14 protein-coding genes and 1 tRNA gene are annotated in these 12,796 nt (G+C 68.9%); 7 read left to right on the top strand and 8 right to left on the bottom strand.

All coding sequences use genetic code 11. The features are described 5' to 3' along the window. Positions 1-2: 2 nt before the first annotated feature. Positions 3-413, top strand: a complete 411-nt coding sequence (gene msrB, locus HD600_RS02470; protein ID WP_144797757.1) for a peptide-methionine (R)-S-oxide reductase MsrB — start codon at positions 3-5, stop codon at positions 411-413. After that, on the top strand, positions 410-964 hold the full coding sequence (locus tag HD600_RS02475; RefSeq protein WP_144797755.1) for a nitroreductase family protein: 555 nt from the start codon (positions 410-412) through the stop codon (positions 962-964). The genes msrB and HD600_RS02475 overlap by 4 nt, the downstream gene beginning before the upstream one ends. A 15-nt stretch (positions 965-979) precedes the next feature. Here the strand turns inward: HD600_RS02475 and HD600_RS02480 are convergent, their stop codons facing one another. Then, positions 980-1,921 carry a DMT family transporter gene (locus HD600_RS02480; protein ID WP_144797753.1) on the bottom strand — a complete coding sequence of 314 codons (942 nt, stop codon included), beginning with the start codon at positions 1,919-1,921 and terminating at the stop codon, positions 980-982. Between the two features lie 61 nt (positions 1,922-1,982). Between HD600_RS02480 and HD600_RS02485 the strand changes: the two genes are divergently transcribed. Beyond that, positions 1,983-2,618 carry an SOS response-associated peptidase family protein gene (locus HD600_RS02485; protein ID WP_184281344.1) on the top strand — a complete coding sequence of 212 codons (636 nt, stop codon included), beginning with the start codon at positions 1,983-1,985 and terminating at the stop codon, positions 2,616-2,618. Positions 2,619-2,653: 35 nt separating this feature from the next. Next, positions 2,654-3,922, top strand: a complete 1,269-nt coding sequence (locus HD600_RS02490; RefSeq protein WP_184281346.1) for a cation:proton antiporter domain-containing protein — start codon at positions 2,654-2,656, stop codon at positions 3,920-3,922. On the opposite strand, the gene HD600_RS02495 is transcribed toward HD600_RS02490, so the two are convergent. The 5 genes from HD600_RS02495 to HD600_RS02515 are packed head-to-tail and all read right to left on the bottom strand — an operon-like array spanning position 3,923 to position 8,784. Then, a complete protein-coding gene (locus HD600_RS02495; RefSeq protein ID WP_184281348.1) occupies positions 3,923-4,639 on the bottom strand; it encodes a tyrosine-protein phosphatase in 717 nt (238 codons plus the stop codon). A 35-nt stretch (positions 4,640-4,674) separates the two neighbouring features. Then, a complete protein-coding gene (locus HD600_RS02500; protein ID WP_184281350.1) occupies positions 4,675-5,592 on the bottom strand; it encodes a glycoside hydrolase family 68 protein in 918 nt (305 codons plus the stop codon). Positions 5,593-5,638: 46 nt separating this feature from the next. Next, positions 5,639-6,463, bottom strand: coding sequence for an ABC transporter permease subunit (locus HD600_RS02505; protein WP_184281352.1), 825 nt, complete (start codon positions 6,461-6,463; stop codon positions 5,639-5,641). After that, complete coding sequence (locus tag HD600_RS02510; protein WP_184281354.1) at positions 6,460-7,419, bottom strand: carbohydrate ABC transporter permease; 960 nt, start codon at positions 7,417-7,419, stop codon at positions 6,460-6,462. The genes HD600_RS02505 and HD600_RS02510 overlap by 4 nt, the downstream gene beginning before the upstream one ends. Before the next feature lie 3 nt (positions 7,420-7,422). Continuing rightward, positions 7,423-8,784 carry an ABC transporter substrate-binding protein gene (locus HD600_RS02515; protein WP_260980567.1) on the bottom strand — a complete coding sequence of 454 codons (1,362 nt, stop codon included), beginning with the start codon at positions 8,782-8,784 and terminating at the stop codon, positions 7,423-7,425. A gap of 172 nt (positions 8,785-8,956) precedes the next feature. On the opposite strand from HD600_RS02515, the gene HD600_RS02520 reads away from it, so the two are divergent. Together HD600_RS02520 and HD600_RS02525 are read left to right on the top strand one after the other, a co-directional pair. Next, entirely contained in the window at positions 8,957-9,994 is a 1,038-nt protein-coding gene (locus tag HD600_RS02520; RefSeq protein ID WP_184281357.1) for a LacI family DNA-binding transcriptional regulator, read from the top strand. Between the two features lie 58 nt (positions 9,995-10,052). Next, positions 10,053-10,358 (top strand): hypothetical protein, encoded by a 306-nt coding sequence (locus HD600_RS02525; RefSeq protein WP_184281359.1) that lies wholly within the window; start codon positions 10,053-10,055, stop codon positions 10,356-10,358. A gap of 20 nt (positions 10,359-10,378) precedes the next feature. On the opposite strand, the gene HD600_RS02530 is transcribed toward HD600_RS02525, so the two are convergent. Then, positions 10,379-10,454 (bottom strand) — tRNA-Thr (locus HD600_RS02530). 42 nt (positions 10,455-10,496) lie between these two features. Continuing rightward, positions 10,497-11,423 carry a DsbA family protein gene (locus HD600_RS02535; RefSeq protein WP_184281361.1) on the bottom strand — a complete coding sequence of 309 codons (927 nt, stop codon included), beginning with the start codon at positions 11,421-11,423 and terminating at the stop codon, positions 10,497-10,499. Between the two features lie 234 nt (positions 11,424-11,657). Here HD600_RS02535 and HD600_RS02540 point away from each other — a divergent pair, with 234 nt between their 5' ends. After that, positions 11,658-12,761, top strand: coding sequence for an ABC transporter ATP-binding protein (locus HD600_RS02540; RefSeq protein WP_144797685.1), 1,104 nt, complete (start codon positions 11,658-11,660; stop codon positions 12,759-12,761). Positions 12,762-12,796 lie beyond the last annotated feature (35 nt).

The raw sequence follows: 12,796 nt of genomic DNA on the forward strand, positions 1-12,796 counted from the left end.
TGATGGACTACAGCGTGAAGAAGACCGACGCCGAGTGGCGCGAGGAGCTCGGCGACGAGCAGTTCGCGGTGCTGCGGGAGGCTGCGACCGAGCGCGCCTGGACCGGCGAACTGCTCGATGAGGAGCGCGCGGGCCTGTACACCTGCGGCGCCTGCGGTGCAGAGCTGTTCAAGAGCGGCACGAAGTTCGACTCCGGCTGCGGCTGGCCGAGCTTCTACGAGTCGATCCGCCCCGACGCCGTCCAGCTGCTCGAGGACAACACTCTGGGAATGCAGCGCACCGAGGTCCGCTGCGCGAACTGCGGATCGCACCTGGGCCACGTCTTCCCCGACGGCTTCGGCACCCCGACCGGCGACCGCTACTGCATGAACTCGCTGGCACTGAACTTCACCCCCGAGGCCCCGGAGGCGTGAGCGCCTACGACGCCGTGCTCGCGCGGCAGTCGTGGTCCAAGCTCACCCAGGAGGCTCCGACCCGCGAGGAGCTGCTGCCGCTGGTGGCCGCAGCGGGCCGGGTCGCCGACCACTCGTCCCTGCAGCCATGGCGGCTCATCGAGCTGCGAGGCGACGACCGCCTGCGGCTCGGCGCGGCGATCGCGGAGGCCAACGGCGATCTCAAGCCCTCATCGAAGCCGCTGCGCGCCTCCCTGCTGATCGCCGTCGTGGTCAGCTTCCGCCCGAGCGAGAAGGTGCCCCGCTGGGAGCAGGAGGCCGTCGCTTCTGGCGTCGCGCATGTGCTGAGCCTCCTGCTGGACGAGGCGGGGTGGGGCGTCATCTGGCGCACCGGCGGTCACACCCGCACGGCTGCCGTCGCCGCGGCGCATGGGCTGACGGAGAACGAGGAGCTGCTCGGGTGGTTGTACGTGGGCGGCAAGCCGGATGGCAAGCGCCCCGGCAGGCGGAAACCCGTGGACGCCGAGAGCCTGCTGACCCGGTTGCCGTCCGCAGAGGGCATAGCGGGCTGAGTTCAGCGCCTGAGTTCAGCGCCTGCGTCGCCATGGAAGGGCGACGAGCACGGACAGTGCAGCGACGACCACCATGGCCAGCAGCTGCCACAGGGCGGGGCCGGCGGCAGCAGGCCACAGCAGGTCGATCGTGACCGACGCCGTCAGCTGTCCGAGCACGGCACCGAGCCCCAGGAGCAGGACGCCGGTGTGCGCGACGATCGTCGCGCTGAGCAGGATGTAGAGGAACCCGAGCGCCCCGCCGAGGTACAGCCACGGCTCCGTCGGCAGCGCGGACGGCATCCCCTTCACCGCGACGCTCACCACTGAGGCGAGCAGCAGCACCACGGTTCCGGCGGTGAAGCTCATCAGCGTCGCCGTGAGCGGCGACTGCACTCGCTGAGCGAGACGTCCGTTGGCCGCGGACTGCCACGCGATGCCGACTCCGGCCGCGAACGGCAGCAGGAGCAGCCACCACGGTGCACGGGCCAGCACGTCCCCGCTGAGGGAGATCGCGACGGCGAGGAGGGCGAACACCCCGCCGAGCACTCGGCCTCCCGTCACGGCGACGACACCGGACGGTCCGACGCCGAGCCTGTCCAGCACGAGGCCGTTCACGGTCTGGCCGGCGACGACGCCCACCGTGAACAGGGACACCCCGAGCAGTCCCGCGGTGAGTCCCTGCGTCGAGACCGTGAGCGCACCGCACGCCCCGCCCAGCAGCATCCACGGGGGAACGTGCCCTGAGCGCACACCGCGCCAGAGGCGGCCAGCCCCCGCTCTGGCCGTCGGCAGCACGAGGGTCACGGCGACCAGCAGGGCGAGACCGACGCTGAACGAGATGAGGCCGGCGACGATACCGTCGTCGATGCGCACCCCCAGCACACCGTTGACGCGTGCCTGCACGGCCGTCATCGCACCGATCGCCACCGCCCCACCGAGGGCGAGGGGGACGGGGATGCGGCGGACCTCGGACACCCGTTGACCCTACCTGAGCGACGACCCGCCCGATGTCCGCGCCCGGCGGTAGCCTGTGGACATGTGCGCGAGCTACGGACTCGATCCTCGATTCTCCGACACCGACCTCCTGGCGGAGGCCGACGCCGAACTCCTCGACGACCTGCGCGGTTGGGCACGCGACAACGACGGCGAGACCCTCCGCCCCACCGGCAAGAACCTGCGCAATCTCAATCCGCTCATCGTTCCGCAGGACGAGCACGCGGCGCTCGAGAAGGCATGGTGGGGGTATCTCATCGACGGCCAGCCGTCGAAGTTCCCCTCGATCAACACGCGCTCCGAGCGCCTGCAGGACCAGCCGGCGAAACTGCGGACACGGGCGATCGTCCCGACCACCGGGTGGTTCGAGATGCGCAAGCCCGAACGCGTCTGGCACGAGTTCACGCTCGGCCCCGACACGCTGTTCGGCATGGCGGCCGTCACGCAGCGCGGTCGCACGCCCGACGGCGACTGGGTCACCTGCTACTCCATCGTGATGGCCCCGGCTCCGGCGCACCTCGCCGAGGTCCATGAGCGGATGCCGGTACTCATCCCCGCGTCCATGAGCAGCGCGTGGCTCACCGCCGCGCCGGATCGCGATCTGATCGACGAGGCACTGGCAGCCTCGGCCGCGATGGCGGAGCGGATCTCCGTCACACCCACCGCCTCCCGCCCGTGACAGAACAGGCCCGCCGCGCTCGATAGTCTTTCGCCATGACCTCCATGGTGCTCATCAGCCTCGCCGCGATCCTCGCGTGGTCACTGATCTCGCACCGGTTCGAGCGCTGGGGTGTGGCCGGCCCCGCAGCCCTCCTCCTCCTCGGCGCCGCCACCGTCGCGTGGGACGTCGAGGCGTTCAGCACGGTGATCGACTCGGAACTCGCCGAGAAGGTCGTCGAGGTGATCCTCGCGATCCTGCTGTTCGTCGACGCCACCGAGGTGGAGGGCGGCGTCTTCGGCAAGGAGGGGAAGGTCATCGCGCGTCTGGTCCTCATCGCCCTCCCGCTCTCCCTCGCGCTGGCCGTCCTCAGCGGCGTGCTGCTGCTGCCGACCACGGGCCTGCTCGTTCTCGCCGTGATCGCGTGCGTCATCATGCCCACCGACTTCTCCCCCGCCGCACGGCTGCTGCGCAGCGGCGGTGTCACGACCAGGGCCCGGCAGATCCTCAACGTCGAGAGCGGATACAACGACGGCGTGGTCTCGCCCGTGTTCGGCATGTCCCTCGCCCTCGCCGTGTTCTGGACGACGATCTCGCGCACTCCGGAATCCGAGCTGACGGAGGAGGTGCTCGAGAAGCCCGTGTTGGACTTCCTGCACGCCTTCGCCGGTGCCGTGCCGGCGACACTGTTCGCGATCGTCATCGGCATGGCGCTCGGCCCCGGTATCGGCTTCGCCGTGCGGGTCGCGCGGAGGCACGACGTCGCCAGTGCCGTCGGTGCGCGATACGTCATGCTGCTGCTCCCCCTCATCGCCTACGGGGTCGCGAGCATCCCGCTGTTCGACGCGAACGGTTTCGTCGCGGCGTTCGTGGCCGGCGTCGGATACCGGCTGACGCGCGTCCGCTCCGCGGAGGCGGCGGGCATCGATCATTCAGAGCTGCTGCTCGTCGAAGAGGTGGGTGCTCTCGCGGCGAACTTCGTCTGGTTCATGCTCGGCGGCGCGGCCGTCATCGTCGTCGTCGCCGGATTCGACTGGCGCATCGTCGCCCTCGCTCTCCTCGCGCTCACGCTGGTGCGCATGCTGCCCGTCTACGTGTCGCTGATGGGCAGCACGGTGGCCCGCGCCGATCGACTGCTCATCGGCGCCCTCGGTCCCCGAGGCACCGCGACGATCGTCTTCGGCCTCCTCGCCTACAACGGCCTCCCGGAGGACGAGGGGACGGCGGTGCTGACCGTCATGGTCGTGACCGTGGTGGGGAGCATCCTGCTCCACGGCGTGGCTGCCCCTCTCATCATGCGACGGGTCGGCGCGGCCCGACTCTGATCACGCGAGGAGCTTCGCCCTCAGCCGACCCCGCACGGCGGCATCCACTCCGGCGCCGTCCAGGTACGCGTCGATGCCACCGGGCAGGCGATCGAGCCGGCAGAGCGCGGCGTCGAGGACTTCGGGCGGCGAGGATCCGAGGATCACGAGCAGATCGTCCGTGAGGTGCACACGGAACCGACGCGCCGTCCCCACCATCCTGTGCGTCCACTCCCCCGCGAGATTGGGGGCGGATGCCGCGTAGTCGGCGAGGATGATCCTGCGGTCGACCTCGAGCGCCTCGAGCACCAGGGCGATCGCCAGACCGGTGCGATCCTTGCCCGCTGTGCAGTGGACGAGGACCGGGTCGTCCGCATCGGCGATCGCACGGATGATCCGCCCCAGCGCATGCTGATGCTCGTCGAGGATGAGCCGGTAGACCTCGCCGAGAGTGATCGTCTTCAGATCCACGCGCCGAGACGCGCCGTCGATCGGGATGCTGGTGCGCACCGCCCCCGTGCCCCGGAGGCGGTCACGACCGCCGACGCGGCGGTCGAACGGGGAGCGGAGGTCGATGACGGTTCCGATGCCGAGCTCCGCGATCCGTCGCCGACCGGCCGGGGAGAGTCGGTGCAGTGCGTCCGACCGGTAGAGCATGCCCGGGGTGAGCGCGCCGCGAGCGGCCTCCCGGAAGTTGTACGTTCCCGGGATGTCGAGACGGGTGACGGCGTCGTCCATGGCGCCATGCTAACCGCGGCTGTCGATGCTCCCTGTCAGAGCGACACCGGCAGGGGGTCGGAGACGCCCTGCGGCGCCTCTGTGCTCCCCGGCCCTCCGCCGCTGAAGGCCAGGAGCACCAGGTCGTCGGAGCGGTCTCGGACGATGCGCCCCGCGTAGTAGGGGTCGGGGGCGATCAGGCGTGCCGTGTCGACATCGACGCCCTCCAGGTCAGCCGGCGCCTCCACGGCCCACACACCGCTGACCATCCCGCCGCCGGCGGGGTGGCGCGCCGCGGAGAACGTGAGGAACGTCCGTCCGCCGTGGTCGATGCGCTGCAGCACCTCCAGGTGCGGGAACTCGGCAGACGACGGCCCGAGGGGCGGGCCGGCCGTCCATGTCGTCAGATCAGCGGATCGGGCATGGCCGACGACACCGCCGCTGGTCATCCCGGCACCGTGCCCGCGTGCCGTGATCAGCATGTGCCAGCCGTCGCCCGCCTCGTCACGGTAGACCCAGGGGTCGCGCCACGCCTCCTCCGGCCAGGACGTGTCCCCGAGCGTCTCGTAATGCGCGGGGTCGGCGCGCAGCACGAGGTCGGGGAGCTTCCGCCACGCGTGCAGGTCCTCGGACACCGCGCATCCGATCGTCTCGATGTTCTCCGGCGAACCGTCAGCGGTGAACGAGGCGCCCGTGTAGAACATCCGCCACAGCCCCGCCTCGTCCCGCACGACGCAACCCGTCCAGGTCGCCGTCTCGTCGAAGCTTCCCGGCTCCCCGGGCGCGAGGACCTCGCCGTGATCGGTCCAGTGCGTGAGGTCCTCGGACGTGGCATGCCCGATGCGGGCGTTGCGGTGCCGGAGGTCGGGGTCGCCGAGAGCCTTCGGCGCGTGCAGGTAGAAGAGGTGGTACCGGTCACCGTCGTCGGCGACCCAGAAGTCCCACACCCAGTGCGCGTCCAGGCGGAAAGCCATGAGTTCTCCCATCGCGGCCCCGGCGTCGGCCGAGGCGGTTCGGTCGTCAGCCCTTGAGCGAGCCCTGCATCAGCGCCGAGACGAACTGGCGCTGGAAGATCAGGAACACGATCAGGGTCGGAGTGAGGATGAGCAGCGATCCGGCGCACAGCAGGGGGATGTCCGTGCCGTACTGCCCCTGGAAGGCGCCGAGCGCTCCGGCCATGGTGCGCTTGGTCGGATCGTTGACGAGGACGATCGCCAGCAGGAACTGGTTCCACGTCCACAGGAACAGCAGGATCGACAGCGAGGACAGCGCCGGGACCGACAACGGCATGTGGATGCGCCAGAACAGCTGCCAGGTCGTGGCTCCGTCCATGCGCGCCGCCTCCGACAGGTCCTGCGGCATCGTGACGAAGTGCGCCCGCATCCACATCACGGCGAACGGCATGAACAGACCGATCAGCGGAAGGATGATCGCCCATCTCGTGTTGAGGATGCCGAGCTCGCGGACCTGGAAGTACAGCGGCGTGATGATGCCCTCGAAGGGCAGCGTGAGCCCCAGCAGGAACACGATGAGCACCGCACCGCTCGCCTTGGGCTTCAGGTGCCCGAGTGCGAAGCCCGCGAGCGTCGCGATGAGCACGCTGATCGGGACGACGCCGAGCTCGATGAGGACGCTGGACCACAGCAGGGCGCCGACATCCGCCGAGGTGAACGCGAGCGCGAAGTTGCCCCAGTGCGGAGTCTCCGGCAGCTCGAGGCCCTTCGGGTAGGTGCCAGGCTCGTGAAGGGCGGTCACGAAGAGGCTGACGAACGGCACGAGGGTGACGATCATCAGGACGACGAGGATGACGCGCCCCATCCACTTCTCTCTGGCGCGGATGATCACGATTCTCTCCCTCGGAGGATCCGCTGAAGCGGCAGGACGACGATGAGCACGAGCGCCATGAGCACGATCGAGAACGCCGAGGCGGTGCCGATGTCGCGCTGGTAGAACGCCAGGTAGAAGATCTGCAGGCCGGGCACGAGTGTGCTGTCGCCCGGACCTCCCTGGGTGCTGATGTAGATGATGTCGAACGCGGCGAGCGCCGAGATCACGGTGACGGTCACGCAGACGGCGATCTCCTGGCGTACCCCGGGGAGGGTGATGGCGAAGAACTCGCGCACGGGACCGGCGCCGTCGATGCGGGCCGCCTCGTAGAGTGACGGGTCGATCTTCGTCATGCCGGCGAGGATGAGGACGAGACAGAGGCCGACCTGGACCCATGCGCCGATGACGCCGACCGCGGGCAGGGCGGTGTTGAAGTCCCCGAGCCAGGCGGTGGTCACCGCATCGAGGCCGATGAGGCGCAGGAACTGGTTGACGACGCCGTCCGTCGAAAGCTGCCAGCTCCACATGATTCCGGCGGCGACGAGCGGGATGACCTGCGGGAGGAACAGCACGGTCCTCGCAACACCCGCCAGCCGGCTCTCTGCGACGGCGCGGATGATGTTCGCGGCGATCAGCGCGATGGCGACGGGGATGATCGAGAAGTAGATGATGAGCTCGAAGGCGTTGAGGATCGCCCCGACGAGCTTCGGGTTGGTGAAGACCTCGATGTAGTTGGCGCCGCCGACCCACGTCGAGGGGCCGACACCGTTCCAGTCGTAGAACGAGTACTGCGCGGAGGCGAAGATCGGGCGCAGCACGAAGAAGACGTAGAAGGCCGCCGCCGGGACGACCAGCGCGTACGCGGAGAGGTTTCGAACGAGTCGACGCGTGCGACGACGACGATCGCGTTCAGGAGAGGGCGCTGCTGCGCCGACGGTGTTCGTCGGCGCAGCAGCGGAGCGGATTCCACTCATGGATCAGTTTCCGACCTGGCTCTCGTAGTCGGCCTGGACCGAGCTGAGCAGGCCCTCGGGCGTCTGCTCGCCGGCGACCATCTTCTGCAGGTTGGGCGTCCAGCTCTGCGCGTAGATGGCACCGGTGGCGTTCGCGATGAAGTCCATCGCGCCGTCGGCCTCGCCGATGATGTCACCCGCGGCGAGCGTGGCGGCCGTGGTCGTGCCCTCCTCGACCGGGGGCATGAAGGCGCCGACCGCACCCATGGGGCTGGATCCGCCGACCTCGACGGTCAGGGCGCGGGCCTCGTCGTTCGTCGCCGTCCAGTCCAGGAAGAACGCCGCGCAGTCCGGGTTCTCCGCGAAGGCGGAGACGCCGAAGGTGTTCGGGGCGGACATCGCACCGATCTGACCGCCCTCCTCGAGCGGAGGCATGAGGAAGAAGCCGAACTCGCCCGGTGCCTGCGAGTCGAAGTTGCCCGCCTCCCAGTCGCCGTTGAAGCTGAACAGAGCGTCGCCGCCCATGAAGCGGCTCATCATCTGTGCGTAGTCGAGCGAGTTGACGTCCGAAGAGAAGTAACCGGAGTCGATCCACCCCTGCAGGTGCTCGGCGGCGGCGAGGTTCTCCGGGGTGTCGATCGAGGCCCCCGGCTTCTGGAAGACCCAGTCGTTGATGGCGGCAGGGTCGCCGTAGGAGGCCATCAGCGCCTGGAGCGGGAAGGCGAGTCCGCCGGTCGCGCCGCCGTTGAACTGCGCGATGGGGACGATCCCGGCGTCCTTGGCCTTCTGCATGGCTGCGTCGAGTTCGTCGAGCGTGGTCGGCTCCTCCGTGAGTCCGATCTGCTCGGCGAGCGCCTTGTTGTAGTAGACGCCGGTCATCGAGTAGCTCAGACCCATCGCGTACAGCGGTCCGTCGCCGCGGCGTCCTTCGTCGTCGACGCGGAGCTGCTGCAGCTGCGACTCGGGCCAGTCCGTCCACCCGTACGCCTCGGCGTACGGGTCGAGGTTCAGCAGGAGTCCGTCGGTGGCGAGCTCCGACATCTGCGGCAGACGCATGAGGTCCGGCGGCGAGTCCTGCAGCACGCGCGGCGCATTCTGCGTGATGACGGCGAACTGGTCCTCACGGATGTCGAACGTCACGTTCGGGTACTGGCGCGTGAACTCCTCGGCCAGTGCGGCCGGGAGCGGGAAGCCCGTCTCCAGGTAGGCGCTGAGTACGACGTCGTCCTCGCCGCAGGTGAGGGCGATCTCCGCGGTCTCGTCGCCCTCCGCACCGTCGGTCGAGGTCGATCCTCCTGGCGGCGCACACGCCACCAGTCCGAGTGCCAGCGTGGCCAGTGCTCCCGTCGCGAGTGGACGGAGCGCGCGTGTTCTGCTGTGAGACACCTGTGTCCCCTTTCTACAAAGCCGTTCATCGAGCCGCAGGTGGTGCATTGCGGTTGCTAAATCGGGTTAGCACCTTCATGATGAAGCATGCGATCGACCACTGTCAACCCGCGACGCACGCTGCCCGGGAGCAGATGGCTGGATAGGATCAGCCCGAACGGAGAGGAGCCCGATGACGGGGAAGAGGGTCACCCTCGCTGACGTCGCCCGCGGGGCGGGCGTCTCCCGATCCACGGCATCCCTCGTCCTCTCGGACCGGGGCGACGAACTGCGCATCTCTGAGGCCGCCCAGGATCGGGTTCGACGTGTGGCGGCCGAGCTCGGCTATCGCCCCAACATGCTCTCCGCGAGCCTGCGCAAGGGCACCAGCGGGACGCTCGGCTTCGTCTCGGACACCGTCGCGACCTCGCTGCTCGCGGGCGACATGATCAAGGGCGCGCTCGAAGGCGCCCGCCGCAACGGGCACATGCTGTTCATCGGCGAATCCGAGGGCGACGAGGACGAGCAGAACCGGCTCATCGAGGCGATGCTCGATCGCCAGGTCGACGGACTCATCATCGCCTCGATGTTCACCCGCGAGCGCCCCCTCCCCCGCGCCGTGCAGGGCCGGAACGTGGTCCTGTTGAACATGATGACCCCGCAGGGCGAGCCTGCGGTGCGCGCGGTGATCCCGGACGAGTACGCTGCGGGCAGGCAGGCGGCCCGCATCCTCCTCGATGCCGGCCACCGCGAGATCCACCTAATCGGCGGCGGCCCGACCCGGAGCGACGTGGCGCCGGACAGTGTCGCAGGTCGCGAACGTCTGGCCGGCATCCTCGACGAGCTCGACACCGAAGGACTCGCACCGGCCAGCGGCTGGCAGCGCACGATCTGGTTGCCACCCGACGGATGGGAGCTCACCAATGCGCTCCTCGCATCCGGTGTGCGCCGAGGCGCGCTCATCACCTTCAACGATCGCCTCGCGTTCGGCGCCTATCAGGCCATCAGTGAGAGCGGCGCCTCAGTTCCCGAGGACTTCTCCGTGGTCTCCTTCGACGACCACCAGCTCGCGTCCTGGCTGCATCCGCACCTCACGACGTTCGCGCTGCCCCACCGGGAGCTCGGCATCCACGCGGTCGAGATGCTGCTGTCGGGAGGCGGCGCGGAAGTGCGCCGCCTCCCGATGCCCCTCCGTCTCCGCAGTTCGGTGAAGGACCTCACGGCGACGTGACGATGGCCGGCGGCCGTATCCGGCTATCGTGGATGCCCACCGAACCTCAGGAGCGACCATGGGATCCGACGACGAGAAATCCCGCCCTCGGGCGCTGCGCGACGGCACGAAGGAGGCACGCTTCGCCGCGCGCTACGCGACGATCGACGAGGTGGCGGAGCTGCTCGGAGTCACTCCGGTCTCCCTCCGCCAGACGATGCGCCGGCGCGACGCGGGCGAGGCCTCAGCGGCGAGCGACGCGTTCATCGACCCGATCGGCAATGTGTCCGGTTACCTCTGGGATCGCGACGACCTGACTCCGGAGGCGATCGAGGCGTGGCACAACCGTCCACGAAGAGGACGGCGACCCGACAGCGCTCGATGACGAGTGCTGAACGACAAGGATGGAGCCGACTACGGGATTCGAACCCGTGACATCCTGTTTACAAGACAGGTGCTCTACCAGCTGAGCTAAGTCGGCGAACGCCGTCCAGCTTAGCGAGCCGGAGAGGCGGGTCGGAAACTACGACGACGGGGTCGGAGTCGGAGAGGGAGTGGGGTCGGTCTCGCTCGCCACCGTGAGGACGAACTGCGAGAACTCCGCCGGATCGTCAAGGGCCCCCACATACGCGGAGCCGTTCACCACGACCATGGGCGCGCTGGTGAGGACGAGGTCGTCCGAGCCATCGAGGGGACCGGCCAGCGCGCGAGAGGTCGCCTCCTTCGCCCAGCCGACATAGTCCGCGTCCTCGATGCACGAGCGCACGACCTTGGGAGTGTCCACCCCGACGGCCACGGCGAGGTCGGCCAGCTCGACATCCGAGCGGCCGCTGCTGTCCACCTCGGGCTGGTCGATGAGCAGCTCGTGGTTGTACGCGTAGAACTGGTCGGGCGAATGGCTTGCGACGCATGCTGCAGCGGCGGCGGCGCGCAACGAGTACTTGGTGCCGCTGGAGCTGGCGGTGAGCATGGCCACCGGATGATAGGTGGCGGTGACCGCTCCCTCGCCGATCCAGCTGGCGAGCTGACGGCTGTTGGCACGTTCGAACTCACCCGCTCCGGGAGAGAGGTAATCGACGTAGATGTGCACGTCGACGGCGGCGTTGGTCGGCTCCGCGGTGGGCTCGGCGGTCTCCTCGCCTGCTTCCGACTCCTCGGGGGTCGGCGTCGCAGGGACGGCCTCCGCGGTCGTGTCGGCCAGGCTGCGGACGACGATGCCGTCGCCCTCGAGCCCGTCGGGGTTCATCATCGGCTTCGAGACCGTCGACGTCACCGCCATGGTGACCGCGGTACCCACGGCCCCGACGGCGATGATCGCGACCGCGCCGATGATGATCCCCCGCATGACACGCGCTCGCGACTGCTTGGTCTGGATCTGCTGAGCCTTCTCCCGCACCGCCTCACGGGAATTGCGAGGGGTGGGGACGTTCGGCGTTTCGTCGCTCGACATCGTTCCTCTTGAGAGTTCGGGATGGGGTTCGATCCCCTGATTCGCCCGCCGATCGTATGCACCGGATCGATCAGGACCGTCTTCGATGCTATCCAGACAGGCTGGGAAATACCCAGGTGCGGCCGCACGTGCCATACTGATACCGGCCCGATGGCGGGCCACGGCGAGGCCCGGCCTCACCGCATCCATCACAACGGATCGTCCGGCACGTACCTGCCGGTGAAGGAGAAAACAATGGCATCTGTCACGTTCGACGCCGCAACGCGTCTGTACCCCGGCGGAACCCGCCCGGCAGTCGACAAGCTCGACCTCGAGGTCGCAGACGGCGAATTCCTCGTCCTCGTCGGGCCTTCCGGTTGCGGAAAGTCCACCTCGCTGCGCATGCTCGCCGGCCTCGAAGAGGTCAACGAGGGACGCATCCTCATCGGCGACCGCGACGTCACCGACGTTCCGCCGAAGGACCGCGACATCGCGATGGTCTTCCAGAACTACGCGCTGTACCCGCACATGACCGTCGCCGAGAACATGGGCTTCGCCCTCAAGATCGCCGGCGTCGGCAAGGAGGAGCGCGCAGCCCGCGTCCTCGAGGCCGCCAAGCTCCTCGACCTCGAGGAGTACCTGACCCGCAAGCCGAAGGCCCTCTCGGGTGGCCAGCGTCAGCGCGTCGCGATGGGCCGTGCCATCGTCCGTCAGCCGCAGGTGTTCCTCATGGACGAGCCGCTGTCGAACCTCGACGCGAAACTCCGCGTCCAGACCCGTACGCAGATCGCGTCGCTGCAGCGCCGCCTGGGCGTCACCACCGTCTACGTGACCCACGACCAGACCGAGGCTCTCACCATGGGTGACCGCATCGCAGTCCTCAAGGACGGCCTCCTCCAGCAGGTCGGCTCCCCGCGTGACCTGTACGAGAAGCCGAACAATGTCTTCGTCGCTGGCTTCATCGGCTCCCCCGCGATGAACCTCTTCGCCGCGGACCTCGCCGAGGGCGGCGTCCAGTTCGGCAGCGAGGTCGTCCCGCTCGACCGCGACACCGTCGGCCGCGCGAACGGTTCGCAGGTGACCGTCGGCGTCCGCCCCGAGGACATCACCGTCGGCCCCGCCGACGGCAAGGGCCTCTCGGTCGTCGTCGACCTCGTCGAGGAGCTCGGCGCTGACGGCTACCTCTACGGTCACACCGACATCAGCGGCAAGCGCACCGACATCGTCGCGCGCGTCGACGGACGCAGCCACGCCAACGCGGGCGACACCGTCACCCTCGCGGCCAACCCCGGCCACGTGCACGCGTTCGACATCGAGTCCGGACAGCGTCTCAACGACAAGCCGGTCGTCTCGGCCTGATCGATCACCGACGCGGCGCGGGCTGACCTCAGGGT

Source organism: Microbacterium ginsengiterrae (assembly GCF_014205075.1).
In the GTDB taxonomy this organism is placed as follows: Bacteria; Actinomycetota; Actinomycetes; order Actinomycetales; family Microbacteriaceae; genus Microbacterium; species Microbacterium ginsengiterrae.